27 protein-coding genes are annotated in these 26405 nt (G+C 65.8%); 11 read left to right on the top strand and 16 right to left on the bottom strand.

The window, feature by feature from the left end; all coding sequences use genetic code 11:
- Positions 1–4: 4 nt before the first annotated feature.
- Together ACQPW1_RS06575 and ACQPW1_RS06570 are read right to left on the bottom strand one after the other, a co-directional pair.
- Positions 5–628: a TetR family transcriptional regulator gene (locus ACQPW1_RS06575; protein ID WP_433661847.1), complete on the bottom strand. Its 624-nt coding sequence runs from the start codon at positions 626–628 to the stop codon at positions 5–7.
- A complete protein-coding gene (locus tag ACQPW1_RS06570; protein ID WP_433661846.1) occupies positions 618–2168 on the bottom strand; it encodes a DHA2 family efflux MFS transporter permease subunit in 1551 nt (516 codons plus the stop codon). Before ACQPW1_RS06570 ends, ACQPW1_RS06575 begins: the two co-directional genes overlap by 11 nt.
- Positions 2169–2290: 122 nt before the next feature.
- Between ACQPW1_RS06570 and ACQPW1_RS06565 the strand changes: the two genes are divergently transcribed.
- The 5 genes from ACQPW1_RS06565 (at position 2291) to ACQPW1_RS06545 (ending at position 7232) form a co-directional block, all read left to right on the top strand.
- Positions 2291–3577, top strand: coding sequence for a D-alanyl-D-alanine carboxypeptidase family protein (locus tag ACQPW1_RS06565; RefSeq protein WP_433661845.1), 1287 nt, complete (start codon positions 2291–2293; stop codon positions 3575–3577).
- Between the two features lie 186 nt (positions 3578–3763).
- Entirely contained in the window at positions 3764–4090 is a 327-nt protein-coding gene (locus ACQPW1_RS06560) for a hypothetical protein (protein WP_433661844.1), read from the top strand.
- On the top strand, positions 4087–5394 hold the full coding sequence (locus ACQPW1_RS06555) for a hypothetical protein (RefSeq protein ID WP_433661843.1): 1308 nt from the start codon (positions 4087–4089) through the stop codon (positions 5392–5394). Before ACQPW1_RS06560 ends, ACQPW1_RS06555 begins: the two co-directional genes overlap by 4 nt.
- A 1-nt stretch (position 5395) precedes the next feature.
- Positions 5396–6055, top strand: coding sequence for a hypothetical protein (locus ACQPW1_RS06550; protein ID WP_433661842.1), 660 nt, complete (start codon positions 5396–5398; stop codon positions 6053–6055).
- A gap of 4 nt (positions 6056–6059) precedes the next feature.
- Positions 6060–7232, top strand: coding sequence for an RDD family protein (locus ACQPW1_RS06545; protein WP_433661841.1), 1173 nt, complete (start codon positions 6060–6062; stop codon positions 7230–7232).
- Here ACQPW1_RS06545 and yhjD read toward each other — a convergent pair.
- Genes yhjD through ACQPW1_RS06530 form a run of 3 tightly spaced genes read right to left on the bottom strand, consistent with a single transcriptional unit; the run spans position 7194 to position 10284 of the window.
- Positions 7194–8222, bottom strand: coding sequence for an inner membrane protein YhjD (yhjD, locus tag ACQPW1_RS06540; protein ID WP_433661840.1), 1029 nt, complete (start codon positions 8220–8222; stop codon positions 7194–7196). The genes ACQPW1_RS06545 and yhjD overlap by 39 nt on opposite strands.
- 40 nt (positions 8223–8262) lie before the next feature.
- Positions 8263–9294 (bottom strand): tryptophan--tRNA ligase, encoded by a 1032-nt coding sequence (gene trpS / locus ACQPW1_RS06535; protein ID WP_433661839.1) that lies wholly within the window; start codon positions 9292–9294, stop codon positions 8263–8265.
- A gap of 21 nt (positions 9295–9315) precedes the next feature.
- Positions 9316–10284 carry an oxygenase MpaB family protein gene (locus ACQPW1_RS06530; RefSeq protein WP_433661838.1) on the bottom strand — a complete coding sequence of 323 codons (969 nt, stop codon included), beginning with the start codon at positions 10282–10284 and terminating at the stop codon, positions 9316–9318.
- A 104-nt stretch (positions 10285–10388) separates the two neighbouring features.
- On the opposite strand from ACQPW1_RS06530, the gene ACQPW1_RS06525 reads away from it, so the two are divergent.
- Positions 10389–11033, top strand: coding sequence for a TetR/AcrR family transcriptional regulator (locus ACQPW1_RS06525; RefSeq protein WP_433661837.1), 645 nt, complete (start codon positions 10389–10391; stop codon positions 11031–11033).
- 5 nt (positions 11034–11038) lie between these two features.
- Here ACQPW1_RS06525 and ACQPW1_RS06520 read toward each other — a convergent pair whose 3' ends face one another.
- From ACQPW1_RS06520 to ACQPW1_RS06510, 3 genes are read right to left on the bottom strand one after another with little or no spacing between them, the layout of a single operon-like run.
- Entirely contained in the window at positions 11039–11530 is a 492-nt protein-coding gene (locus ACQPW1_RS06520) for a barstar family protein (RefSeq protein ID WP_433661836.1), read from the bottom strand.
- Positions 11530–12027, bottom strand: coding sequence for a ribonuclease domain-containing protein (locus ACQPW1_RS06515; protein ID WP_433661835.1), 498 nt, complete (start codon positions 12025–12027; stop codon positions 11530–11532). Before ACQPW1_RS06515 ends, ACQPW1_RS06520 begins: the two co-directional genes overlap by 1 nt.
- On the bottom strand, positions 12024–12743 hold the full coding sequence (locus tag ACQPW1_RS06510) for an exodeoxyribonuclease III (protein WP_433665169.1): 720 nt from the start codon (positions 12741–12743) through the stop codon (positions 12024–12026). The genes ACQPW1_RS06515 and ACQPW1_RS06510 overlap by 4 nt, the downstream gene beginning before the upstream one ends.
- Before the next feature lie 128 nt (positions 12744–12871).
- On the opposite strand from ACQPW1_RS06510, the gene ACQPW1_RS06505 reads away from it, so the two are divergent.
- From ACQPW1_RS06505 to ACQPW1_RS06495, 3 genes are all read left to right on the top strand, one after another.
- Positions 12872–13786: an alpha/beta fold hydrolase gene (locus tag ACQPW1_RS06505; protein WP_433661834.1), complete on the top strand. Its 915-nt coding sequence runs from the start codon at positions 12872–12874 to the stop codon at positions 13784–13786.
- Between the two features lie 88 nt (positions 13787–13874).
- Positions 13875–14372, top strand: coding sequence for a hypothetical protein (locus ACQPW1_RS06500; RefSeq protein WP_433661833.1), 498 nt, complete (start codon positions 13875–13877; stop codon positions 14370–14372).
- A gap of 164 nt (positions 14373–14536) precedes the next feature.
- On the top strand, positions 14537–15376 hold the full coding sequence (locus ACQPW1_RS06495; RefSeq protein ID WP_433661832.1) for an SDR family NAD(P)-dependent oxidoreductase: 840 nt from the start codon (positions 14537–14539) through the stop codon (positions 15374–15376).
- Between the two features lie 5 nt (positions 15377–15381).
- Here the strand turns inward: ACQPW1_RS06495 and ACQPW1_RS06490 are convergent, their stop codons facing one another.
- The 6 genes from ACQPW1_RS06490 to ACQPW1_RS06465 all read right to left on the bottom strand — a co-directional run bounded on the left by ACQPW1_RS06490 (position 15382) and on the right by ACQPW1_RS06465 (position 20932).
- Complete coding sequence (locus tag ACQPW1_RS06490) at positions 15382–15819, bottom strand: alpha/beta fold hydrolase (protein ID WP_433661831.1); 438 nt, start codon at positions 15817–15819, stop codon at positions 15382–15384.
- Between the two features lie 221 nt (positions 15820–16040).
- Positions 16041–17303 carry an acyl-CoA dehydrogenase family protein gene (locus ACQPW1_RS06485; RefSeq protein ID WP_433661830.1) on the bottom strand — a complete coding sequence of 421 codons (1263 nt, stop codon included), beginning with the start codon at positions 17301–17303 and terminating at the stop codon, positions 16041–16043.
- Between the two features lie 28 nt (positions 17304–17331).
- On the bottom strand, positions 17332–18210 hold the full coding sequence (locus tag ACQPW1_RS06480) for an SDR family oxidoreductase (protein ID WP_433661829.1): 879 nt from the start codon (positions 18208–18210) through the stop codon (positions 17332–17334).
- A gap of 88 nt (positions 18211–18298) precedes the next feature.
- Positions 18299–19177 (bottom strand): MaoC/PaaZ C-terminal domain-containing protein, encoded by an 879-nt coding sequence (locus ACQPW1_RS06475; protein ID WP_433661828.1) that lies wholly within the window; start codon positions 19175–19177, stop codon positions 18299–18301.
- A gap of 70 nt (positions 19178–19247) precedes the next feature.
- Positions 19248–19685 carry a type II toxin-antitoxin system Rv0910 family toxin gene (locus ACQPW1_RS06470; RefSeq protein WP_357386476.1) on the bottom strand — a complete coding sequence of 146 codons (438 nt, stop codon included), beginning with the start codon at positions 19683–19685 and terminating at the stop codon, positions 19248–19250.
- Between the two features lie 41 nt (positions 19686–19726).
- The gene (locus ACQPW1_RS06465; RefSeq protein WP_433661827.1) at positions 19727–20932 is read right to left on the bottom strand and encodes a lipid-transfer protein; all 1206 of its coding nucleotides are present in this window, start codon (positions 20930–20932) and stop codon (positions 19727–19729) included.
- A 374-nt stretch (positions 20933–21306) separates the two neighbouring features.
- On the opposite strand from ACQPW1_RS06465, the gene ACQPW1_RS06460 reads away from it, so the two are divergent.
- Positions 21307–22959 carry a purine-cytosine permease family protein gene (locus tag ACQPW1_RS06460; RefSeq protein ID WP_433661826.1) on the top strand — a complete coding sequence of 551 codons (1653 nt, stop codon included), beginning with the start codon at positions 21307–21309 and terminating at the stop codon, positions 22957–22959.
- A gap of 129 nt (positions 22960–23088) precedes the next feature.
- Positions 23089–24261 (top strand): serine hydrolase domain-containing protein, encoded by a 1173-nt coding sequence (locus ACQPW1_RS06455; RefSeq protein ID WP_433661825.1) that lies wholly within the window; start codon positions 23089–23091, stop codon positions 24259–24261.
- Here the strand turns inward: ACQPW1_RS06455 and ACQPW1_RS06450 are convergent, their stop codons facing one another.
- Both ACQPW1_RS06450 and ACQPW1_RS06445 read right to left on the bottom strand, forming a co-directional pair.
- Complete coding sequence (locus ACQPW1_RS06450; RefSeq protein ID WP_433661824.1) at positions 24262–24909, bottom strand: TetR/AcrR family transcriptional regulator; 648 nt, start codon at positions 24907–24909, stop codon at positions 24262–24264.
- A gap of 47 nt (positions 24910–24956) precedes the next feature.
- Positions 24957–26123 carry an MFS transporter gene (locus ACQPW1_RS06445; protein WP_433665168.1) on the bottom strand — a complete coding sequence of 389 codons (1167 nt, stop codon included), beginning with the start codon at positions 26121–26123 and terminating at the stop codon, positions 24957–24959.
- Positions 26124–26405: the final 282 nt, after the last annotated feature.

The raw sequence follows: 26405 nt of genomic DNA, 5'->3' as shown, positions 1-26405 counted from the left end.
GGGTTCAGTCCGGTGCGCCGGGTTCGGCGTGGCCGAGCGGCAGCCCGGCTTCCAGCAAATCCAGCATCCGGCCGATGTTTTCGAGATTCATCGGCGTGATGCGCGCGATGGCCAGACCTGCGCCTGTCAACGCGCCCGCGAATACCCGTATCTCGAAATCATCGGTGGTACCACCGACCCGTTCGGCCATCACGGTGGCGACCATCTCGATGTTGCGTTCCATTTCCATGCCGATGGCCGAGCGCAGCTCGGGCACGTGATAGACCAGCGCCTGTCGTTCCTGCTCGAACGCCATCGCCGCTGCGGGCAGCTGGTTGAAGACCGCCTCGACCGCGTTGCGGAAAGCGGTCAGCGGCGCAACGTCGGGCGGCTGCGCCCGGATGGCCTCGATCAATAGCGGATCGAGGTCATCGGCGAGCACCAACTGCTCCTTGCTCGGGAAGTAGCGGAAAAAGGTGCTCGGCGATACCTCGGCGGCCGCGGCGATCTGCTCGATGGTCGTCTCGTTGTAGCCCTGCGTGCGGAACAGCCGGAACGCTTCTTCGCGAATCGTCCGGCGGGTCCGCTCCTTCTTCCGCTCACGCAGGCCGCGCACAGCTGGCTCTTCCCCGGACAATTCAACTGACATAAGTCGATTCTGGCTTATCGGCGGCACCCACGGCGCCACCCACGACATCCAGCCGCTCCACGGCCACCTCGGCAGGTTGCTTCGATCGGATGAAGACGGCAGCCAGCACAGCCGACGCCGCACACAGGATCGCGCAAACCCAGAGCATCGCGGCCATGCCACCGACGAACGCGCTCTGCACCTGGTGCAGCACCGCCGCATCGCCGAGCTGGCGTGCCGCCGCGACGCCCGCGTTCACCCCGTCGGAGATCGGATCATGGTTCAACGAACCGAGATCCGAGCGGTACTGGGTAGACAACACCGTGCCGAGCACCGCGACGCCGATGGTGCCGCCCGCTTGACGCAGCGCCTGGATCAACGCGGATCCGGAACCGGAACGTTCCGCGGTGAGCTCACCCATCGCCAGCCCCATGGCCGTCGGCATCGCCAGACCCATGCCCGCGCCGAGGATGGTCGTCCACAGTGCGGTGAAGCCGTAGCCGCTGTCCACGGTGGTCATCGCGCCCAGCCCGAGCGCACCGGCCAGCAAGACGAAGCCGAGGGCGAGCAGCCCCCGCGTCCCCAGCTTCGGCAGGATCATGTCACCCAGCCTGCTGCCGACGATCAGCCCGCCGATCAGCGGCAACAACCGCAGACCGCTACCGAGCGCGTCCACTCCGAGCACCGCCTGGAAATACTGCGGCACGGTGAAGAACATGCCGAACATCGCGAAGTTGACGACGATGGAAAGCCCGGTGCCCCAGCGGAATCCGGCAGTTTCGAAGAGCCCGAGATCGATGAGCGGATGCGCCGCCCTGCGCTGCCAGAGCACGAAGGCGCCGAGCAGCAGTACACCGGCGACGACGGTGGCCCAGGCAGACACATTGCCCCAGCCGAGGTCGCCGATCCGGATGAAACCGTAGGTGAGACCCAGCATGCCAGCGGCCGAGAGCAGCACGCCGGGGACGTCGATGCGGGTTTGGTGCGCGCTGCGCGATTCCGGAACGAGCGCGAAGACGGCGAGCGCGCCGATGATCACCATCGGCACATTGATCAGGAATACCGAGCCCCACCAGAAGTTCCGCAGCAGCCAGCCGCCGAGGATCGGCCCCAGCGGCAGGCCGAGCGCCGTCGAGGTCACCCAGATGGTGAGCGCGCGCTGGCGTTGCGCGGGCTCGGGGAACAGGGATGGCAGCACCGACATGGACAGCGGCATCATCGCCGCCGCCCCGACGCCGAGCACCACCCGTGCGGCGATGAGCTGACCGGCCGAGGCCGCGAACGCGCAGGCCAGCGACGCGGCGCCGAAGATGAGCAGCGCACCGAGCAGGAATTTCTTGCGGCCGTAGCGGTCGCCGAGCGCACCGGCGGGCAGCATCAGCGCGGCCAGCGCGAGCGTGTACGCGCCGGTGAACCATTGCAGCGCAGCGGTATTCGCGTGCAAGTCGACGGCGAGTGTCGGCAACGCCACGGTCAGCACCGTGGTGTCGAGCCCGATGGTCAGCATCGCCAACGCCAGCGCACCGAGCGCAAGCCAGCGGCGAGTCGCGTCTGTTTTCATGACCCCTCCGAAAATGATAGAAGCTACTTTTTGATAGTAGCTCTCATTTAGTAGCCTCTGTCAATACCTTGCTTCGGCGTGCATTCGTCCTACCTGCCGCCAAATCGCTAGGCTCGCGAACGATGAAGATCCGGGACTCGCGCCGCCGCGCCACACTCCGCCTCGGTTCCGCGTTGGCCGCCCTGGCGGTGATCGCTGGTTCGGCCGCCGTTCCGGCGTTCGCCGCGCCGCCGCCGAGCACGCCGACGACACCGTTCACCACCCCGAATACCGACGGCTGCCCGCAGAAGACGCAGCCGCCGGCGCCGATCGACGAGTCCGAGGTCCCGGCGCCCGGGGAGCCGACGCCGACGGCGCTGCCCATCCCGACGCCGCCGGTCGGCGGCGGTCGGCTCGGCGAGTGCGGCGCGGTGCTGCCCAAGGGGGGACCCGCTGTACCGCAGGACATTTCGGCGACCGCCTGGCAGCTGTCCGACCTGGACACCGGCGAGGTACTCGCCGCCAAGGACCCGCACGGCCGCTATCGGCCGGCCAGCACCATCAAGGTGCTGCTCGCCACGATCGCGCTGCGTACCCTCGATCTGAACAAGGTGGTCGTCGGCACCGAGGACGACGCGAACGCCGACGGCACCCGGGTCGGCATCGGCCCCGGCGGCCGCTACACCAACCGCCAGCTGATGCAGGGCCTGATCATGGCCTCCGGCAACGACGCGGCGCATGCCATCGCCACCCAACTCGGCGGCGAGACGGCCACCGTCGCGAAGATGAACGAGCTCGCGAAGTCGTTGGGCGCCTTGGACACCCGCACGGCCAGCCCGTCCGGCCTGGACGGGCCAGGCATGAGCACCTCCGCCTACGACCTGTCCGTACTGTTCCGCGAGGCCATGACCATCCCGCTGTTCGCCGAGCTCATCCACACCCAGCAGGTGGACTTCCCCGGTTATCCCGCCAACCCGAAGATCGAGGGTGACAAGGACCACCCCGGCTTCCCCATCGGCAACGACAACCACCTGCTCTACGACTACGACGGCGCCATCGGCGGCAAGACCGGCTTCACCGACGACGCCAGGCAGACCTTCGTCGCCGCCGCCGAACGCGACGGCCGCCGACTCGCCGTCACCCTGCTCAAGGCCGACGTCCGGCCGTTGCGGCCCGCCGACCAGGCCGCTCGGCTGCTCGACTACGGCTTCGCGCTGCCCCGCGGGATGTTCGTCGGCAAGCTCCCCGACCCCGACCGGAAACAATCGAAAACCGGTGCCGCCCTTGCCTCCCCACCTCCGAAGGAGCAGGACTCCCGGCCGCTGGCCGAGGAAGGGCACGGCGACAACCGGACCGTCTGGGTGGTCGGCGGCGTAATCCTGGTCCTCGCCCTGCTCCTCGGTGCGCGCCGGATGAACCGGCGCCGGTAGGTCGACTCCCCGCTACCTCGCCACCTCGTTCGGACCTGCCCGCGAGGTGCGAGGTTCGGAAATCGCTCCCTCACTGTGCAACGTTCGCAGCGATGGAACCGTTTGGCGCGGCGCTGCGTCTATGGCTTGTGTAAGTGACTTCCGTCGACCGAGTGCGGTCGCCGTGTGTGAGAGGGGTGTGTCGACGTGGCCGGGATCCTGGGTGTGGACATCGAGGTGTTAGGTAAGACGGTTCAATCGCTGCGCAGTGCCGAGCAGGTGCTCAACGACGCGATGAAGGCGATGACCAAGGAAGGCCACGGCGACATCGGCACGGCGGTACTCAACGACGCGGCCGAGAGTTTCCAACAACGATGGCATTTCGGGATCGAGCGAATCGGCGAGTCCGCCAAGGTCACCGCGGAGGGTGTCGCCAAGTGCCACGACGCCTACCAGGACGTCGACAACGCCATTGCCAAGGCGCTCGAGCAGATCGCGCAGGCCATCGACGGGAAGACGCAGGCCAAGGCATGAGCGCCAACCCTTACCCCAACCTGGGTTTCAATCCGGTCCCCGGCGCCCCCACCGACGTGGCCGGGCTGCGCACCCAGATCAACACATCGGCGGACGCGGTCAGGGAGACCAACGACCTGCTGACCCGCCTGCGTAACAGCAACGACAACGTCTGGAAGGGCGACGCCGGCGACGCCTTCCGCGCGAACTTCGACGCCACCCTCGCCCAAGATCTCGGCTACGCGCAGAAGTCCCTGGAACGCGCTGTCGGCGTGCTGGACCAATGGCACAACGACCTCGTCGGCTACCAGGACACCGCCAAGGGACTCGAAGCCGAGGCCGCCGACGCCAACGGCCAGCACACCCAAGCCGTCGCAGCCCTGCAATCCGCCAAGTCCAATCCGGACCTCGCCCTCGCGAACATGAGGTTCACCGACCAGGGCGAACTACAAGCCGCGCAATCCCGCCTCGACGCGGCCACCACCCAGGTCCGATCCGCGAGCACGGCGGTCGACAACTGGCAGGGAAAGATCGACTCCATCCACCAGCGGGCCCGCGACCTGGAAACCCAGCACGACAGCACGGCCCGCCGCGCCGCCACCGAATTAGACGCCGCTGCAAAAGATTTTGCCCCGAGCCCGCCGGACAAGAGTATCTGGGACCGTATCGTCGACGCGGTGAAGAGTGTCGGCAAATGGATCGATGAGCACCGCGAGGGAGTTCATCAGGCCCTCTCGATCATCGCTGCAGTCGGCAGCCTTGTCGCTCTCGTGACACCCCCACCGTTCGACATCATCGGCTTTGCATTCGCTGCGACCGCCACCGCCGGGCTCCTGGCGCTCGACTTGTCCGATCCGAAAATCCGCGAGGGTCTGAAGAACGGGGAGCTGGATGCGTGGAAGACGGTCGGCTTGGATTCATTGGGGCTTGCTCCTGTCGGCGGCGCAGGAATTGCGGTCGGGAAGGTTGGCTGGGGGCTTCTGCGCGGTACCGAAGCTGTAGCGGATGGCGCCCACGCCGCCCAATCGCTGGGGGTGCTCGAGCGGATCGGCGGCACTGTGTACAACGCTGTCACCCACGAGCCCCTGCTGTCGTCCAAGATAACCGGAGGCGCAATAAACACCGCAGCAAAGATCCCCGGCGTACCGAACATTGTCGAGGCCCTGAGCCTGAACACTGCAACCCGGAACGTATTCCAAGCGACAGGACTGGCCGGGGAAAGCGCCAAAGTCGCCACTACTGAGGCCGTTGACCTGTTCGCCCGTTCAGGTAAAGTCGTCAACTCACTCCTGAACCCCGCCTTGTCATGGGTACAGGATCACTGATATGCCATCAGCCGAAAAACCGCCATCATTGTCACTCGCAATCGATATACCAAACGGATACATCGGGCTTCCGCTCAACGATATCGATCGTTCGGTGACACAAACGGAAGCCGTGTTCACCCAGATCGGCTGCGGCACAGTGAGTTCAGCGGCGCCTGCCGTACTGCAGGCACTGAAAGTACTACTTGCTCGAGCAACCCAGCTGAACGCCGTCTACTGCGGTCTCGGCCGACATTCATCTGCCGACGGCCGGTCTATATCGTCCAATCTGATCGTCTCGTTGAATGAGTACGGCGAACGGAGGAATCCGCGCTTGGCCCTGGCCGACATACTGACGGCAAGAAGCACCGGCGGCGAGACCTTCAAGAATGTTGAGCTCATAGAAGTGTCGGGCCGGACAATTCTGATGCTCGACAGAGTGCGTACGCTCCCCGCTCCCGACCTTCCCGGTCGAACATCCTCCGATCTCGATGCGAAGGTGTACCAGCTAGAAGCGATTGTTCCTTCATCAGACGGTGCTGCCATTGCCGCTATCGACTTGTCTACTTCATTCATAGAGGATGGCGAGGAATTTGTTCCAGTGATCGCTGCCATGGCAGCATCGGTGAACTTCGCAACTTCGGCAGCCCGATCCAGTACGCCCTCCTCGCTGGATCTGTGAGCCAATGACCATGCCCGACAATGCAATCGAGTCATCGCCCGCTAAATCCTGCCCGGAGACCATGGTCGCGATGCGGAAAGGCAGGGTCAGGCGCTGGCTACTCTTCCTGATCGGCCTCGGATGCTTGCCGCTCACGGTGGCCTTGATCGACATCCAACCCCGGGTCACCTCGAAGAACCTGGGGACGCTGGTTTCGCTGGGTATAAATCTGTCGGCAGCCAGTATGACGGTCGGCCTGATCCTCGGCGGAGTACTGCTGTGGATCAACCGGAGAAGACGGAAAGCACTGAAGCGCTACCCCTGGTCGGCGTGGCCAGTGCATTACATCGCCACCAGCCGCTACGAATGGGTGCAACTGCTCGATCAGAATCGCAAGCCCGTGTCTACGCTCATATTGAGCACCTGGCCCAAAGATATCGGAAAGCTGGTGAACCACGACACTTCCGAGATCTGGTTCGCCGGCGACCCGATGAAGTACGGCATCATCTCCAGGCCTGGCGGTGGCGATCTGCGTTACGCCTACCGCTCCGGTTCCAGAACACCGCCTCAACTCACCTTCAGAACGAACGACTCGCGTGAGCAGCCGGATCGGAGCACATTATCGCGTCCCGAGTATCAGCTGACCCGGCAGCGTGGACACACCTCGATGGAGCTTGTGGGCGAATCGCAGGGACAGCCGAAACGGCATGGCGAGAACGGCGATGCCAGGTACCCGTCACCACGCATACTGCGGCGCACACTCGCCTTCATCATTGATTGGATCATCCACGTGGGATGCGGCGTTGGAGCCGCGATCGCCGTGAGTCCTGAGTTCTCCCCGGACGCTGTCACGCGGCACGACTGGCAGCACCTCGGTGTCAATCCCGTTGTGGCGGTGGGCTTCTTCCTCGCCGCCTCCGCATTCGACCGGATTGTCATCCAGTCGATATTCCACACGACGATTGGCAAGGCGCTGTTCGGCTTGGTCGTCATCCGCCCGCAGGACGGTAAGTACCCATCGTTCGGCCGCCTGTTGGCGGTGTGGTTGTTCGACGTATACCTTCCGCTCGGCATCTTTGGTAATGGAGCTGGTCCGGACCAGATCGGAGACTATTTTCTACCCGCGGTGCGACGGCGAGATGTGCTGCCCGACCGCGGTTCACCGGCCGCGGGGGCGGCGCAGACTCGAAAGGACTAGGGCGGCAAGGGCTCCTGCGCCGAAGAAGGTGGCTCCCGCGCCGAGCGAGAGTTCGCGGGCGGAGGTGCGGGGGGCGATGATGGCGGCGGGGGGTGCAGGGATATCCGCTTCGGGCTCGTTGTCGGAGGCAGTGGCGGCCCAGGCGGTGGCGAACAGGATGATGCGGTAGGTGACGTAGCTGAAGACCATCAGGCCGATGATCGAACCGAAGGCGGCGCCCGCGGGGCTGCTCAGCACCTTTTGCAGGTAGATCGAGGCGACGAACTTGAAGACCTCGAAGACCACGGCGGCGAGTGCGGCGGCCTTGGCGGCGCTGGCCAGGGTGACCGGTTCGCGCGGCAGCCGGGCGATGATCCAGGCGAACACCGCCCAGGAGGCGAGGAAGCCGAGCAGGATCGACACCAGCGCCAGCAGCAGGCGGGCACCGGGCAGGTGCGAGAGGCCGACGCTGATCAGCAGCCGGGCGCCGAGGGTGCTGGACGCGAGCGCGGAAAGGCCAAGGGAGACAACGAAGGCCAGACCGAGGCCGAGCAGCGCGCCGAGATCGGACAGCTTGGCCAGGAACCAGTTCTGGTCCTCGCTCTTCTGCTCCCACTGCTCGGTCAGCGCCGCGCGCAGGTTGGCCATCCAGCCGAGACCGGTGTAGAGCCCGGCCAGCAGACCGAGGATGCCGACGGTGCCGCGGGACTCGACGGCCTGATCGATGAGGTCGTTCAGCTGGGTGCCGAGCGAACCGGGGACATTGTCGACGATCTTGGTCTGTAGTTCGCTGAGCAATTCCGGATGGCTCGACAGCACGAAACCCGCGATCGCGAAGGCGACCATCAGCAACGGAAACAGCGACAGCACCGTGAAATACGTGATGCCCGCCGCGTAGTAGTCGCCGCGTTGCCGCTGATACCGCCCGCCCGCGCGCACCAGATGGTCCAGCCATGGCAGCGCCTGGATCCGTCGTTCGATCCCGGCCTTGACGTTGTCGATCACCTGCACCAGTTCGCCCCTTCAGGAGAGATCTCGCAGGTGCCGACCGCTAGCGGGACAGTAGGCCCACGCGGTCGTATACCTGTGCGAGAGTGTTGCTAGCGATCTCTCGCGCGCGCTCGGCACCGGCGGCGAGGATACGGTCGAGTTCGCCCTGATCCGACAAATACTCTTGCACCTTCGCCTGCAATGGCGTGACAAATTCGACCAGCGCGTCGGCGACGTCGGATTTCAGGTCGCCGTAGCCCTTGCCCGCGTAGTCCTTTTCGAGCGTGACGATCGGGTTGCCGGTCAGCGAGCTCAGGATCACCAACAGGTTGCTGACGCCCGGCTTCTGCTCCGGGTCGTAGCGGATCTCGCGCTCGGTGTCGGTGACCGCAGAACGGACTCGTTTGGCGGTGATCTTCGGATCGTCGAGCAGGTTGATCAGGCCCGCGTCGGAGGCGGCCGACTTGCTCATCTTCGAGGTCGGATCCTGCAGGTCGTAGATCTTGGCGGTGCCCTTTTCGATGTGCGCCTCGGGCACGACGAACGTCTTCTTGAACCGGGTGTTGAAGCGCTGCGCCAGGTTTCGGGTCAGCTCGAGGTGCTGGCGCTGATCCTCACCGACCGGTACCTGATGCGGGCGGTAGAGCAGGATGTCCGACGCCATCAGCACCGGATAGGTGAACAGCCCGACCGAGGCGTTGTCCGAACCCTGCTTGACCGACTTGTCCTTGAACTGGGTCATCCGGCTCGCCTCGCCGAAGCCGGTGATGCAGCTGAGCACCCAGGCCAGCTCGGCATGCTCGGGCACCTGGCTCTGCACGAACAGCGTCGACTTCTTCGGGTCGATGCCGAGCGCGAGCAGCTGCGCGGCGGCGGCCTTGGTCTGCGCCCGCAGCGCCTTCGGATCCTGCGGCACGGTGATCGCGTGCAGGTTCGGGATGAAGTACAGCGCGTCGTAGTCGTCCTGCATGGTCACCCAGTACTGCAGCGCCCCAAGGTAGTTGCCGAGGTGGAACGAGGTACCGGTGGGCTGGATCCCGGAAAGGACCCGCTGCTTGCGCTCAGCGGCCGGGGTTTCTGCAGGAACGGACATGCCCCGATCTTTCCATGCCTCTCAAGCGGAATTTCGCTCCACCCAGTTACGCGGGTCCACCCCCGGCATACTCGGCCGCCCCTTGGTGACCAGCTGATGCTCACGCCGCGAAACGAGCTTGTAGACCGGCGCGCTCGGGCCGAGCAGAGTCCCGCGCAACACCGGCGGCAGCAGTGGCGGCGCCAGATGCGCGGTGCGCACGGCCTGGGCGAGCGCCCGGTAGGCGACCTGGTCGGCCCTCCCCCAGCGCATGCCGTACATCTGCCGGATTCGCGGCGGCAGACTGCCCTGCACCAGCAGGAAGAACGCGGAGGTGACCTGTTGCAGCGGCATCCGCTGCGGATACGGCACGCGCTGCCCGGCCAGGTAGGAGCCGACCAGCCGCGCCTCGTCGGTGAGGAACAGCTCGTCGGAGGCGAGGTAGGCGTCGAAGGAGGCGCGGAACTCCGGGTAGCTGCCCGGCGCCGCATCGGCGGGCATGCCGAACAGCTCGGCCCAGCGGACGTAGTCCTGGTACAGGTCCTCACGCTCGCCGTCGGTCAGGGTGCGGACCAGTAGGTCGTACATGACCTCGGCGGAGTCGAAGGTGAACGCCATCGTCATATACATCAGGTGCGGATCGAGTGCGGAATAGCCGGTGCCCGCCGGGTGGTGCGCCCCGGCGTCTTCCGGCAAGGCGCCGCGGACCTTCGCGTGCTTCTTCGTGGTGAACTCGAGAGCGCGATCGGCCTCGTCCTTGCTGCCGAGGAAGACCGCCTCGAACAGGTGGCCGGTGAGCGCTAGCCGGGTGTACGGCGTCATCCGATGCTCGGTGTTCTCCGCGGTGCCGACGTAGAGCAGCGGGTGCACCGCGCCGATGACCAGGGCACGCTGGCCGTAGGTCAGGCCGACCGCGCGCTTGCTCATTACCCGCCGGGCCATGGAGTGGTCGCTGAAGTAGCCGGGCTCGGACATTGCTGCCTCCTCGTCGAGAGCATCTGGCAACAGCATCCGCCAGATTCTCCGATCTGGCAATACTCTCTGCCAGATACGTGGCGTGCCAGAATCGGGACATGACTGCATCGCGAAGCGATTCCGTGAGGGGCGGCGGTCGGGTGACGGGTGGGCCAGCGCAGCGGACTTATGGCGGGATCTCCGCGGACGAGCGGCGGGCGCAGCGACGCGCGGCGTTGCTGGAGGCCGCGTTGGAAATCATCGGTGAGCAGGGACTGGCCAAGCTGACCGTGTCGGGACTGTGCGCGCAAGCCGGGCTCAATGAGCGGTATTACTACGAGAGCTTCGACAGCCGTGATGCGGTGCTGACCGCGCTCGTCGACACGATCGCCGAGGAACTGGCGATCGCGATCGTGGCGGCGGTCGGTGGCGCGCCGAAGGACTCGCGGAGTACGGCGCGGGCCGCGATCGCGGCGGGCATCCACCTGCTCACCGACGATCCGCGCAAGGCGAAGGTCACGCTGGTCGCCGGGATGGCGACGCCGGAGTTGCGGGCCCGCACCACGGAAACGGTGCGGGTGTTCGCGCGGATGGTCGCGGCCGAGGGGATCGATTTCTACGGGATCGATGACCCCGACTCTGATCCGGCGATCGACTTCCGGGCCAACTATCTGGTCGGCGGCCTGGTGCAGACGCTCACCGCGTGGTTACAAGGCGAATTGCCGCTCACCCGCGACGAACTGATAGAGCACACCACCGATGTGTTCGTCCTGCTCGGTGAGGATCTGGCACGCCGGTTGGCGTGACCGTTTCAGAGTTCCAGCGAAACGTCGTGCAAGCCGGTCGATTCGCCTTGCAGCACAACGCGGAACGGGATGCCCTTGCGCGACCAGTGGTCGGCGCAGTCGCGCATCGCCTCGGCGAACCAGGCCCGCTCGGCGGGCTGCTCGGCCAGCAGATCCGCCGAATCACGGATCACCACAACGTATCCCGTGCCGTCGCCGACGAAATCGTCCAGATCACGCAGGCATTCGTCGAAGGCGTCTTTGTTCTGCCCGAAGTAGTACGGAAACTGCAGGGCCGCGGCCACTTCGTCGAATACCCGCGCGACCGTCCGCATCTTCGTGCCACGCAATTCGCGCACCAGATAGCCGGACGGCGCACGGTAGCGCAGGCTGCTCAGCTCGGCGGCGTCGACGGTGGCCGCGCCGAGTGCGGGCGCATCCTTGGCGATCTGCTGCGCGCGCGGATCGGCATCGATCGGGCGAGCCAGGAACTGCGACAACGGGATTACCTTGGTCATCAGCGCATCCTCGTGAAGGTTTCGTAGTGGTCCCCGGTGTACCAGGCCGATCCGTCGCTGCCGGTGACGATGCGCTCGGCGTCCCTGGATCGGCCGCGCTGCTTGGGGTTCACGTCCCACTCCTGGTAGCTGATCGGTTTGCCCGAGCCATCTTTGGCGGCCAGCGTGCCCGCGCGGTTCATCCAGCGGTCGCCGCCCTTGGTGCCGGGGGCGTTCGCCGAATCGGGCCAGCGGCCCGCGTCGATCTCGCGCAGAGTGTCGTAGGCGTTGGCGGGTACGCCCGGTGCGCGACTGGCCGACGGGGCCGCCGGTGGCCGTGGCGCGCCGGTCGCAGGTTGGCTGGTTGCGGGCGCACCGCTGGTGGCGCGGGCCGTCGTGGTGGCCGCGCCGGTGTCGTTGCCGCCGCCGCGCAGGCCGAGGACCGCGGCGACGACCAGCACGATCGCGACCGCACCCAGTACGGCGAGGGTGCGAATTCGCTTCGGCGACAGGTTCATCGGTACTGCACCGTGACCGGCGCATGGTCGGACCAGCGCTGGTCGTAGGCGGCGGCGCGTTCCACCACGGCCTGCTTGGCGCGCGCCGCGAGATCGCCGCGGGCGAGTTGGTAGTCGATGCGCCAGCCGGTGTCGTTGTCGAAGGCGCGGCCGCGGTAGGACCACCAGCTGTACGGGCCCTCGACCGCGGGATGCAGCTGGCGCACCACATCGACGTAGCCCGCGGCGAGCAGCTCGTCGATCCAGGCGCGCTCCTCGGGGAGGAATCCGGCCGACTTCCGGTTGCCCTTCCAGTTCTTCAGGTCGAGTTCGGTGTGCGCGATGTTCCAGTCGCCACTGACCACGAAGTCGCCGGTGCGGGCGGTCAGGTAGGCGCCGAGTTCGGCCATGTACCGGTACTTTTCGTCCTGGCGCGTGGTGCCCGCCTCCCCGGAGTGCACGTACACGCTGGCGACCGTGATGTCGTCGAAGTCGGCCTCGAGATAGCGGCCGGACGCGCCGAACTCGCTGCTGCCGAAGCCGATTCGGACCGCGTCCGGTTCGCGCCTGGACAGGATCGCGACACCGGCTCGGCCCTTGGACTCCGGCTCGGCCTGCGCCAGCCACCAGCCCTCGGCTAGCGCGGGCGCCAGCGCCGCTCTGGTCTGCTCGTCGGTGGCCCTCGTCTCTTGGACACAGACGATGTCGGCCTCCGTCGCGGCGAGCCAGGCGAGCATGCCTTTGCCCGCGGCCGCGCGGACGCCATTTACGTTCACAGTCGAAATGATGTAGGCCACTGCACGACCGTACAATGCTGGTCAGATGAACTTCCTCGGACACCGCCGTCCAGAAAAGGGTGATGACGATGCCGTCTGACACCTCCAAGTCCCCCGCCGCCGCACAACGCGCCACCAGCGCCGCTCGTCCGCCGGTCAAGACCAAGGTCAAGCCGGAGCTACCCAAGGCCGTCAAGGCATTGCATATGGGCTCCGGTGATCCGCTGCTCCTGTTGCACGGCTTCATGATGTCGCCGCACTGCTGGGAGCAGACGGCGACGCGGCTGTCGAGCCAGTGCGAGGTATACGCGCCCGCCTTCGCGGGTCACTGGGGTGGCGAGCTCGCGGACGGCTGGTCGGTCGACGTGCACTCGCTGGCCGACCGCATCGAGGATCAGCTCGACGAACTCGGCTGGCGCACCTGCCACATCGCGGGCAACTCGCTCGGTGGCTGGGTCGGTGTCGAACTCGCCCGGCGCGGCCGGGCCCGCACGCTCACCCTCGTCGCCCCGGCCGGTGGCTGGCACGCGCCCTCGCTCACTCAGCTGCGGATCAGCCTGAAGTTCCTGTCGCTGGTGCCGATCGTCGAAATCGGCAAGCGGCTGGGCGGTTTCGCGGTCAACAATCCGATCGCCCAGCGCTTCGCCCTGCTGGCGCTCAGCAAGAACGCGGCCGCGGTGTCCCGCCGCGACACCGCCGCCGCCATCATGGCCGCGCTGCACTGCCCGTCCATGCTTCCGTTCATCGTCGGCAGCATGCGCGGGCCCGAGCAGGAAGACCTGTCCACGTTGACGACACCGGTGCGGCTGCTGCTGTCCGAATACGACCGCGTCATCCCCAACCGCGTCTACGCCCGCCGCTATCTGAAGGAACTTCCCGAGTCCGCCGACCGCATCGTGGTGCACGGGGTCGGGCACGTCCCGATGCTCGAGGCGCCGGACCGGATCGCCACCCTCATCGCCGAGCACGTGTACGCGAGTCGCAACCGTCTCCGCGCGGTGTGAGGCACGGGATATCCACAGGTCAAAGAGTTATCCACAGATCGCGGAAAGGCCTCGATCTCGCTCGCACGGCCGCCTACTGTTTCCAGGCATGGGGAGCACACCAACCGACCGCGTGATGCATCAGCTCCGCGGCGACGTAGACGGACTGTACGAACTCAGCACCAAGACCAACCAGAAGGTTACCGAGACCAGCTGCACGGTCCGCGGCATCGACACCCGGCTCCAACGGCTGGAGGCGACGTCCGGTCGGCAGTTCGGTGTGCTGCTCGCCACCCAACGACAACACGGGCACCGGTTGAACCGGGTGGAAAAGCTTCTCGGAGAAGTAGTTACGCAGCTAGCGGACTTGGCACCACTACCAGCACGAGTGGACGAGCTGACAGGTCGAGTGGACGGCCTGTCCGGACGAATGGACCACCTGACAGAACGAGTGGACAAGCTCGCAGATCTGCCTGCGCGGGTGGGTCGGCTCGAAGGGCAAGTGGCTGAGCTGACGGTTGTGGTGCGGCAGAACTCGGAAACCCTCGACGTTGTGGTCGATCTGCTGCGGAAGCGATTGCCTGCATCGCAGGACGGGGAGGGCTAGCCAGCGTTCAGTACGCGGCACGCTGGGACGCGGCAGTTCTTGTCCCCGCTTCATTTTAGCCTGGACAACGGTCGCAATACATCGGCCTGCAGGACGATGTATTGCACGCGTTGCTCTCTTACTCTGTGGACCGATCTAGGTCCGGACACAGGGTGGAGGGGAAAATGGACGATCTGCAGGGCAAAGTCGCTGTGATCACGGGGGCGGCCAGTGGGATCGGGCGGGGCATGGCCGAAGCATTTGCCGATGCGGGGATGCGGGTTGTGTTGAGTGATTTGGAGGTGGATGCGCTGCATGCCACGACTGCCGAATTGCGGAATGCCGGTGCGGATGTGCATGCGGTGGTGGCGGATGTTTCGGCGCCGGACGATGTTACGGGGCTGGCCGAGGCGACGCTGGAAAAGTATGGGGCCGTGCATGTTCTGTGCAATAACGCGGGGATCTATTCCGGCGGTCGACCGTCCTGGGACAGCACGCTCGATGACTGGGAGTGGATTCTCGGCGTCAATCTGATGGGTGTTGTGCACGGGCACAGCATCTTTCTGCCGATCATGATCGAACAGGGAGAGGAGGCGCACATCGTCAATACGGCGTCGATTGCCGCCTTGCTCGGCGGCAGCTCGCTGTACGGCGCTACCAAGGCGGCGGTTGTCGCGCTATCGGAAACTATCCATCACGAACTGGTCGGCGGTGGTTTCAAGCCACGGATATCCGTGCTTTGCCCCGGCGTGGTCGCCACGAACATCTTCGATGCCGAACGCAATCGGCCTACCCGTTTTCCCGAGGCCGGCCCGCGCCCGGACGGCTGGGATATCGACGCCGCGCGGAAGGAATTCGCGCTCGGCACCAGCCCGCGAGCCATCGGCGAGCAGGTGGTGCAGGCCATTCACGAAGAACGTTTCTACGTACTGACGCACCCGGAATGGAAGGGACATATCGAGCATCGAATGAAACAGATCCTCAACGGCGACAACCCAACTCAGTTACCGCCGCCAACGATGTGAATGCCTCACGACGCGACGTCGGCCTGCTTGCTGTCTGTTCGAGGAAATCCCAGTAGCAGTCGGCAGACCTCGTCGGGGACATCCAGTTGCGGGCAGTGGCCGACGGCGGGGAGTGCGACGAACTCGCTGCCGGGCAGCATGGCGTGCAGGGCGCGGGCCGCGGACATCGGGATGATGCGGTCCTTGGTGCCGTGCACCACGAGTACCGGACAGGTGACGACGAGATCGATGTGGCCAGCGGGATGTTCGCGGGCGTAGCGGGCCGCATCCTGACCGCGCGCGGCGACGGCGGCCATATCGGGAACCGAACGTATTGCGGTGGTGAGGAATTCGGGATCGGCGACAACGCCGGGACCGTAGACGAACAGTGCTACCGCGCGGCGGACACCCCAGCGCACCAGCGCGGTCGGAATGGGCAGGAGGCCGACAAGGCGGAAGAACAATCGGTACCGTGCAGCAGCAGGATCGGGGTGCCGGACCCGGACACGGAGAGGACCCGGGTGTTGACGTCGTTGTAGCGCGCGGTGGTTTCGGTGATCATCGGCCGGTTGCCCCTCTACGAGCTCGCACCAGCACGGTGCGTAGGACCAACGGCGATTCGATTGCAGAACAAGGAATCCCGAGTGCGCACGCCGTTGTAGCGCACCCGGGATCCGTAGAACTGTCAGGCCAGCAGACCCTTGGCGATGTGCGTCACCTGGATCTCGTTGCTGCCCGCGTAGATCATCAGCGACTTGGCGTCGCGCGCAAGCTGTTCCACGCGGTACTCGGTCATGTACCCGTTGCCGCCGAACAGCTGTACTGCCTCCATCGCGACCTCGGTGGCCGCCTCGGACGCGTAAAGCTTCATGGCCGAGGCCTCGGCGAGCGTCGGCGGCTTGCCCGCGCGACCCCGCTCCAACGTGTTGAACACCATGTTCTGCACGTTGATCCGGGCGATCTCCATCTTGGCCAGCTTGAGCTGGACGAGCTGGAAGCGGCCGATCTCCTGGCCCCAGAGCTTGCGGTTCTTCGCGTAATCCAGGCAGAGCCGGTGACATTCGTTGATGATGCCCAGCGCCATGAAGCCGACGCCGACGCGTTCGGCGGTGAAGCTGGACCGGGCGCTCTCCCGGCCGTCGCCGCCCTTGTGCTCCTCGGTCTCGCCGAGCAGGCGGTCCTTGCCGAGGCGGACGTTGTCGAAGAACAGCTCGCCGGTGGGCGAGGCGTGCAGGCCCATCTTCTTGAACGGCTTGCCCTGGGTGAGCCCCTCCATGCCCTTGTCCAGGACGAAGGTGAGCACCTTGCGCTCCCGCTTGTCGCCGCCGTCGCCCTCGTCGAGCTTGGCGTAGACGATCATCACGTCGGCGAACGGGCCGTTGGTGATGAAGGTCTTCTGGCCGTTGAGCAGGTAGTCGTCGCCGTCGCGCCGCACGTAGGTCTTCATGCCGCCGAACGCGTCGGAGCCGGAGTCGGGCTCGGTGATCGCCCACGCCGCAACCTTTTTCATGGTCACGATGTCGGTGAGCCACCGCTCCTTCTGCGCCAGCGTGCCGCGCGACATGATGGTGGTCGCGCCGAGGCCGATGCTGACGCCCATCGCGGTGACCAAACCCATGCAGACACCGGACAGTTCGCCGATCACCACCGCCATCAGCGATTCCTGCCCGGCGAACGGGCTACCGCCGGAAGACTTTTCCTTCTTCTTCTCGGGCAGCGGCTCGCCCGCGGCGATGGCTTCCTCTTTGGCGCGCTGCTTGGCGAGCAGCTTCTCCACCGCTTCGCCGCCCATGGCGTCGATCCCGAACTCGCTGAACAGCTTCCGGATGATCGGATACGGCGAGAGTTCGCCGCTGTCCAGCGCATCCAGGTTGGGCCGGATCTCCTTGTCGATGAACGTCCGCACGGCATCGCGGATCAGTACATCGGTCTCGGACCATTCGAACATCGTTGTTCTCCTTATCGTTCCGGCGAGCTCAGGGCAGCCGAGCGGAGATGTCGTCGATCAGCCACGGTCCCTCGGTCTCGATCGTCTTCACATCGTGCCAACCGGCCAGCTCGGAGATGGCACCGCCCTGCACCGCGAACACCTTGCCGGTGATCGGGCACTTGTCCGAGGCCAGGTAGGCCACCAGCGGCGAGATGTTGGCCGGGCTGAAGGCGTCGAACTCGCCCTCTTCGACCTCGTCGGCCTCGGCCGCCATCATCGCGCCCATGCCGGGCGTGGCCAGGGTGAGCCTGGTGCGCGCGATCGGTGCGATGGCGTTGACGCGCACGCCGTAACGGGCCAGTTCGTCGGCCGCGACCAGGGTCAGCGCGGCAATCCCCGCCTTGGCCGCGCCGTAATTGGCTTGGCCCGCGTTGGGCACCGTGGTGCCGGAGGCGGACGCGGTGTTGATCACCGCGGCGTTCGGCTGATTACCCGCCTTGCTCTGCTCTTTCCAGTAGGCGGCGGCGTGGTGCAGCACGGCGGCGTGGCCCTTCAGGTGCACGGCGATCACCGAGTCCCACTGCGCCTCGTCCAGGCCCGCGATGAACGCGTCGCGCAGGATGCCCGCGTTGTTGACCACGATGTCGAGGCCGCCGAGCTCGGAAACCGCCTGGTCGACCACGTTCTTCGCGCCGTCCCAGGTGGCGATGTTGGCGGTGTTGGCGATCGCCTTGCCGCCCGCGGCGATGATCTCGTCGGCGACCTCTTGCGCGGGCGTGTTGTCGGTGCCCTCACCCTCGTTGCTGCCGCCGAGGTCGTTGACGACCACGGCCGCGCCCTCGCGCGCGAACAGCAAGGCGTGCTCGCGGCCGATGCCGCGACCGGCGCCGGTGATGACGGCTACTCGACCTTCGAGTGCACCCATCGATGTCTCCTCTTCCTGAAGTCTGTGCTGAATGTTGCGACCGGATAACGGCTTTCGCCGGGACGACTGGGGCGTCCCGGCGATCGGCTCAGTCGGCTATTTCGGCGAGACCATCGCTGAGGACCACGTCCTCGCCGCGCACGGTCTCGAAGGCATAGGTGGTGACGCCGTCGGCGGAACCGACCTTCCAGATGCGGGTCTCCAGGTCGTCACCGGGGAAGACCATCTTGGCGAAGCGCACCGCGAATCGCTTGAGCCGGTTGACATCCGAACCGCCGACCTCGGTGAGCACCGCCCAGGACGCGAACGCCATGGTGCACAGCCCGTGCGCGATGATGCCGGGCAGACCGGCGTCCTTGGCCACCTGCTCGTCCAGGTGCAGTGGCACCGGATCGCCGGAAGCCGGTGAGTAGCGGAAGGTTTGGTCGTCGTCGACGTGCTGCGGAACGACAGCCACCGGCGGCTGTGCCCGCAGGTTCTCGTCGAACTTGTGCGGCGGCGCCGCGACGCCGACCGTCTTGCCCGCGTCGATGTTGCGGAAGAAGGCGGTCAGGTACTGCTCGTTGACCAATTCTCCTGCCTCGGTGCGGCATTCGATGAGGATGGTGATTGCCGTGCCGTTGGACCTGCTGGTGTAGCCGGTCGCCTTGGCGCGCGAGACCAGCTTTTCGCCGGGCTGGATCGCTCGGTGGAAGTGGAAGTCCTGCTCGCCGTGCACGACCCGGCCGAAGATGTCCAGCGGCGCGACATCGATCACCGGCATCATCATCGCCTCGAAGACGGGGACGATCGCGAAGACCGGTGAGGCGACCTTGCCCGCGAGATGCGCCTCGATCGGATCGTTGGTGGCTGCGGCATATTCGCCGATCCGCTCGCCGGTGACCTCGAAACGCTCGTCGTCACACCAGGTTTCGAGAGCGGAGTCGTCGAATTCGACCAGCCGTGCCGTAGTGGTCTCCGAGGTCATGCTGTGTCCTCTCCGGCATGAGCATCGGGCCCTCCGTGGTTACGCAGGCTGCCGCCTCCGGACCCGCTGCTCATGCGGAAGCCAGGGCGTCGAGCTGCTCGAGGGACTTGTCCAGCTGCTTGAGGCCGTCCTTCTCGACCGCCTTGCCGAGCGCGCCCTTGATCAGCGCGCCCTCGAAGTCACCGGAGACCAGGATGGTGCTGCCGCCGTCGCCCTTGGGCTGGATGTCGAAGGTGAATTCGGTCTTCACGCCGGCCATTCCGGTGCCGCCGAGGGTGAGCTTGCTCGGCTGCTGGACCGAAACCACGGTCCACTCCAGCTTGTTCGCCATGCCGAGCATGACGATCTTGGCGACCAGCTTCGAGCCCTCGGTCAGCACGGCGGGCGGCTCCTCCATGAAGCGCTCGTGGATGGTGAACCACTTGTCCCAGGTGTTCGGGTCGGAGACGACCGTCCAGAGCGCCTCGGGGGTGGCGTTGACGTCCTTGGTGGCTTCGATGTGTCCCATGAGTTAGCTCCTCGTCGAGTTTCGGTGTGCGAGTTCAGCGATCAGCGGTCGGCGCGCTGATAGGCGGTCACGACCGCGGCGCCGCCGAGGCCGATGTTGTGCTGCAGGCAGGCGGTGACGTTGTCGACCTGACGCTTGTCCGCGGTGCCGCGCAGCTGCCAGGTGAGTTCGGAGCACTGCGCCAAACCCGTTGCGCCGAGCGGATGCCCCTTGGAGATCAGGCCGCCGGAGGGGTTCACCACCCACTTGCCGCCGTAGGTGGTCAGGTTGTCGTCGATCAGCTTTCCGGCTTCGCCCTCGCCACACAGGCCGAGCGCCTCGTAGGTCAGCAGCTCGTTCGCCGAGAAGCAGTCGTGCAGCTCGATGACCTGGAAGTCATCGGCACCGAGCCCGGCCTGCTCGTAGACCTTGCGCGCCGCCTGCACGGTCATGTCGTAGCCGACCAGGTTCTTGGCGGTCTCGTCGAAGGTGGAGGTGAAGTCGGTGGTCATCGCCTGCCCGACGATCTCCACCGCCTGCCCGGCCAGGTTGTGCTTGTCCACGAACGCCTCGCTGGCCAGGATCACCGCGCCGGAACCGTCGGAGGTCGGCGAGCACTGCAGCTTGGTGAGCGGGTCGTAGATCATCCGCGAGCCGAGGATGTCGTCCATCGAATACGCGTCCTGGAACTGCGAATACGGGTTGTTCACCGAGTGCTTGTGGTTCTTGTAGCCGATCTTGGCGAAGTGCTCGGCGGTGGTGCCGTACTGCTTCATGTGCTCGCGGCCCGCCGCGCCGAACATCCACGGCGCCACCGGGAACAGCACCTCGGAGATCTCGGCGAGCGCCATGATGTGCTTGGCCATCGGCTGCTCGCGGTCGTCCCAGGTGGAGCCGAGCGAGCCCGGCTGCATCTTCTCGAAGCCGAGCGCCAGCGCGCAGTCGGCCAGTCCGCCCCGAATCGACTGTGCCGCAAGGTAGAGCGCGGTCGAGCCGGTGGAACAGTTGTTATTGACGTTGACCACCGGGATGCCGGTCATACCCAGCTCGTAGACCGCGCGCTGACCGGAGGTGGATTCGCCGTAGACGTAACCGACGTAGGCCTGCTCGACCAGGTCGTAGGCGATGCCCGCGTCGGCGAGCGCCTTGGTCCCGGACTCCCGAGCCATATCCGGGTAGTCCCAATCGGTGCCGTCTTCGTTCTTGCGGCGGCCCGGCTTCTCGAACTTCGTCATGCCGACGCCGACGACGTAGACCTTGTTCGCCATCGAACTCCTCAGGTTGTGCCTGTGCTGCCCGCGTGCGGGCAGCGATGGGCCGATCCGTCCGGATCCAGCTAAAACAAACATACAGAGATGTATGTAAGTACGCAAGGTTGTCACCGTTACCGCAGGTTGCGGATATCGAATAGCCAGGTGGTAGCACTCGGTCAGAGACATACAGCCGGAGGTGTATGTATAGCCAGTTCGTGCTGGTACGCAGTGGGTTGCCGGGCCGCGAGGGATGACTGAGCTCATTGCTGTGACGCGACTCACCGCCCTCGATGACGTAACAGCCGCGTAATCGTTCCGAAATTCCCCGTCCACAACCGTGTACGACCGTCGAATGGTTGCAGTTATTGATGCGGGGATGAGGAGTAAACGTGGTCGAGCTCGATACCCGGTCGTCGAATTCCGACGGTATCGCCGCAGCGAAGGAAACACTCGAGGACTACACCCTGCGGTTCGCGCCACGGAGCTACCGGAAATGGAGCCCGGCCGTCGTCGGGATCTCCGCCCTCGGCGGCATTGCCTACCTGGCCGACTTCGCCATCGGCGCGAATATCGGCATCGCGCACGGCACCGGGAACGCGCTGCTCGGCATCGGTTTCTTCGCGATCGTCATCATGGTGACCGGATTTCCGCTCGCCTATTACGCGGCGCGCTACAACCTCGATCTCGACTTGATCACGCGCGGTAGCGGATTCGGCTATTTCGGCTCGGTGCTCACCAATGTCGTGTTCGCCTCGTTCACCTTTATCTTCTTCGCGCTGGAGGGGTCGATCATGGCCCAGGGGCTGGAACTCGGCCTGGGCGTACCGCTTTGGCTCGGCTATCTGGCCTCGACGCTGCTCATTTTCCCGCTGGTTATCTACGGCATGAACACGCTGGCCAAACTGCAGGTCTGGACGACGCCGCTGTGGTTGCTGCTGATGGTGCTGCCGTTCGGGTTCCTGCTGGTGCGGCATCCGGATTCGGTGTCGTCGTTCTTCGCCTATGGCGGCGAGAACGGTTCCGGGGTAAGCATTTCCGGCACGCTACTGGCCGCGGGCGTGTGTCTTTCGCTGATCGCGCAGATCGCCGAGCAGATCGACTACCTGCGCTTCATGCCGCCGCGCACGCCGGAGAACGCGCGCAAGTGGTGGGGCTGGATGCTGCTCGCCGGTCCGGGCTGGGTGGTCTTCGGCGCGGCCAAGCAGGTGGTCGGACTGTTCCTCGCGGTGTATCTGATCGCGAATCTGCCTGCCGCGCAGGGCATCGCGAACCAGCCGGTGCACCAGTTCCTGGAGATCTACCGCGACATGGTGCCGGGCTGGCTGGCCATGACGCTGGCCGTCGTGCTCGTCGTGATCAGCCAGATCAAAATCAATGTCACCAACGCGTATTCGGGGTCGCTGGCCTGGACCAACTCCTACACCCGGGTCAGCAAGAGCTACCCCGGTCGGCTGATCTTTCTCGCGGTGAACCTGGCGATCGCGTTGATCCTGATGGAAGCCAACATGTTCGACTTCCTCAACAACATCCTCGGCTTCTACGCCAACTGCGGCATCGCCTGGATCGTCACCGTCGCAACGGATATCGCGGTCAACAAGTATCTGCTGAAGATCTCGCCGAAGCAGCCGGAGTTCCGCCGCGGCATGCTCTACGACTTCAACCCCGTGGGGCTGGTCGGGTTCGGGCTCTCGGCGGTGCTGTCCATCATGACGTTCTTCGGTGTCTTCGGTGAGCTGCTGAAGCCGTACTCCCCCATCGTCGCGCTGGTCGTCGCGTTCGTCGCCACCCCGCTCACCGCGATCGCCACCAAGGGCAAGTACTACCTGCGCCGCACCGACGACGGCATCGACCTACCCATGTACGACGAGCACGGCAACCCGTCCGGCGAGACCCTCACCTGCCACGTCACCGGCCTGGAATTCGAACGCCCCGACATGATCGCCTCGGCGATTCCCGGCCCCGAAGGCGAAATCCAGTACATCAGCTCCCTGGCCCTCTCCACCGACAAACCAGGCCAGCACCTCCTCCCACCCCAGCACTGAGCGGACATGGTGGCGGCGAACGTCGAGTGACGCCGCCACCATGCCCCGTTCGATGGTGCACGGAACCCGTTCTGCGGGACGGGGTATCGGATAGGGTGGCCGGACACGTAGTTCATCCGGGGGTTGATGATGTTGCGACAGTTCGGAATTGCGGTTATCGCGGCGCTCGTGCTGGTCGGCTCGGCGAGTACCGGTGCCATCGCCGCTCCGGCGGGAACGGATCGCGCCGAGCTGCAGCAGGCGATGAACGATCTGGTCGCCGTGGGTATGGCCGGAGTTCAAGTGCGAGTACATGACCCGCACGGTGAGTGGACCGGCAGCGCCGGGGTGGCGGAAGTCGGCCGCCCCGAGCCGGTGCCGACGGACGGCCGGTTCCGGATCGGCAGCATCACCAAGATGTTCGTGTCCACGGTGCTGCTGCAACTGGTCGGCGAGGGCCGACTGACGCTGGACGACCCGGTGGCCCGGCACCTGCCCCAGTTCGCCCTCGACCCACGCATCACCGTCCGAATGCTGTTGCAGCACACCAGCGGTCTGTTCAACTACACCGGCGAACCACAGCCGGACAACACCATCGTGCCGGGGATTCTAGCACTCTCGGGCCGGGAATCGGTGGCATCGGTGCAGCGGGACTATCGGCCCGACGAACTGATCAGGTTCGCACTGACCAAACCCGCACTGTTCGAGCCCGGTACCGAGTGGTCGTACTCGAACACCAACTACCAGCTGGTCGGCATGCTGATAGAGAAGCTCACCGGACTGCCGTACAACGTGCAGATCTACAGCCGGATCGTGGCACCGCTCGGCCTCTGGGACACCCTGGTCCCCGGCAACTGGCCGGAGATCGTCGGACCGCACGCGCACGGCTACAGCGCCTACCTCGAGGGCGGCACGCTGATACCCGCCGACCTGACCCGGCAGAATCCCTCCTGGGCGGGCGCCGCCGGTGAAATCATCTCGTCCACCCGTGATCTCGACAGCTTCGTGACCGCACTGCTGGGCGGCCGGCTCCTGGCGCCGCCGCTACTCGCCGAGATACGGACCGTCCGCGAGCTCGGGCCAAGCGTGGGCTACGGCCTCGGGCTGATGCAACGCGAGTTCGCCCCGGATTGCGTCGGTATCGGTCACAACGGCGGCGTCCCCGGCTACTACTCGGATATCTACAGCACGGCCGATGGCACCAGGCGCATCGAACTGTCGGTGACCATGGGACCGACCGTGAACCTGGCCGATCTCGACAGCGTCGGGCCACTGATCGCGAAAGCACAAGCGCTGCTCACCACGGGGCTGTGCGGAGAATAGCTACGACGAGGTCCCGCGCACATCGGCGAGCGCGGCCTCGGCGATGTTGTGCAGGTGGGCGGTGGCGCGGCGCCAACGACGTTGGGCGCGTTCGTTGTCCGGGTCGACGAAGTTGGAGACCAGGATGCCGCGCAGGGCGTCCATCGCGGTGTAGATGAAGTCGCGGGCCTCTTTGCGGCGGATCTCGTCGGGGACGAACCGGGCGACCGCCATCAGCACGGCGTTGTTGACGAACGGCTCGACCTTCTCCATCGCGGCGGCCAGCACCGGATCGGTGCGGCCGGCCACCCACAGTTCGACGGTCGCGATGAACAGCGGACCCTGATGCAGCTCCCACAGAAAGTCCAGTGCCGCGGCGACGGGATCGTTGCCGCGCTCAACCTTGGCCATCTCCCGCATCGCGGTCTCGGCGCGCAGTTGCGCCAGATGACTGATCGCGGCGACCACCAGGTCGGTCTTGGAACCGAAGTGATGCACCTGCGCGCCGCGGGTGACCCCGGCGCGTTCGGCCACCCGCGGCGTCGTGGTGCCCGCGTAGCCGTACTCGACCAGACAGTCGATGGTCGCGTCGAGCAGTCGCATGCGCATCTCGGTGCTGCGCTGTTCCTGGGTGCGGCGCTGCGGCTTCGCGACTTCGATCCTGGCCATCCGGCGATTCTACACTTACATACAGCTCTGCATGTTCAGCCGAAGCGTCAGGCGACCAGTGCCGCTGCCGCGACGAGTCGGGCGTCGCGGCGGGCGGCGAAGACGGTGACCGCGAACAGCGCCACACCGACCACGGCGAGACCGGCCCCGACCATGGCGGGCGCGGTGTAGCCGAGCCCGGCGGCGATCACCGCGCCGCCGAGCCATGCGCCCGCGGCATTGGCGATGTTCAGCGCGGCGTGGTTCAGCGCGGCGGCCAACGTCTGCGCCTCGTGCGCCACGTCCATCAGTCGGGTCTGTAGTCCGGGTGCCAGCGAGGCGCCGGTCGCGCCGACCAGGAACGCGCCGATCGCGGCGGTGTAGGGATTGTGCGCCGCCGCAACGAATACCGCGAGGATGACGGCCATGCCGATCATCGAGGCGTAGATCGCCCGATCCACGCCTCGGTCGGCGAGCACGCCGCCGACGATGTTGCCGACCACCATGCCGACGCCGAACAGCATCAGCACGATCGGCACCAATCCGGCGGACATGCCGGAGACGCTGGTGAGGGTGGTGGTGATGTAGGTGTAAACAGCGAACATGCCGCCGAAGCCGATCGCGCCGACCAGCAGGGTCAGCAACACCTGGGGGCGGCGCAGCGCGCCGAGTTCGATCATCGGGTTGGTCATGGTGATGCCGGTGAGTTCCGGTACGTACCTGATCAGGGCGGCTACCGTCGCCAGCCCGATCACCGCGACGACCACGTAGGCATCGCGCCAGCCGAGATGCTGGCCGAGCCAGGTCGCGGCGGGAACGCCGACAACATTGGCGGCGCTCAACCCGAGCATAACCGCGGCAACCGCTTTGGCGCGCTGTCCCACCGGGGCCAGCGTGGCGGCGGCCAGCGAGGCGACACCGAAGTAGGCGCCGTGCGGCAGGCCGGAGACGAACCGGGCGAGCACCAGGGTGTGGAAGGTCGGCGCGAGCACGGTCGCGATGTTGCCCAGCGTGAACGCCGCCATCAAGGCGATGAGCAACTGCTTCCGGGAAACCCGCGCGCACAGCGCGGCGATCAGCGGGGCGCCGATCACCACGCCGAGCGCGTACGCCGACACCGCGTGCCCCGCGGTCGGCTCGGAGACATCCATGGCGCGCGCGATATCCGGCAGCAAACCCATGGTGACGAATTCTGTTGTGCCGATACCGAACCCGCCGAGCGCCAGCGCGAGCATGGCAGGCATATGCCAAGTCGTCCGCGCAGGCTCGGGGCGTGCGGGGGCCTGGGCGGCGAGGGGTGTGGTCACGTATCCATGAAACGCCTCAGCAGGCGGTTTCGCTTCCCGAGTAAACGTGAGTTAAGACACGCTTACGTCAAGAAAACATGCAGGTCAGAATGTAAAAACACACAATCGGGGCACAGCTGACCCCGCCACCTGGCAAATTCCATTCGGAAACAACTGCGTACCCGACGCAGTCCGGTCTGCCGGACTGCCGGATGTGGGCAGCGTCATCCC

Origin of the sequence: Nocardia sp. CA-128927, assembly GCF_050955855.1 — a bacterium.
GTDB lineage: Bacteria > Actinomycetota > Actinomycetes > Mycobacteriales > Mycobacteriaceae > Nocardia.
Note: the sequence above shows the minus strand (reverse complement) of the source record. Positions and strands in the feature narration are given on the sequence as shown.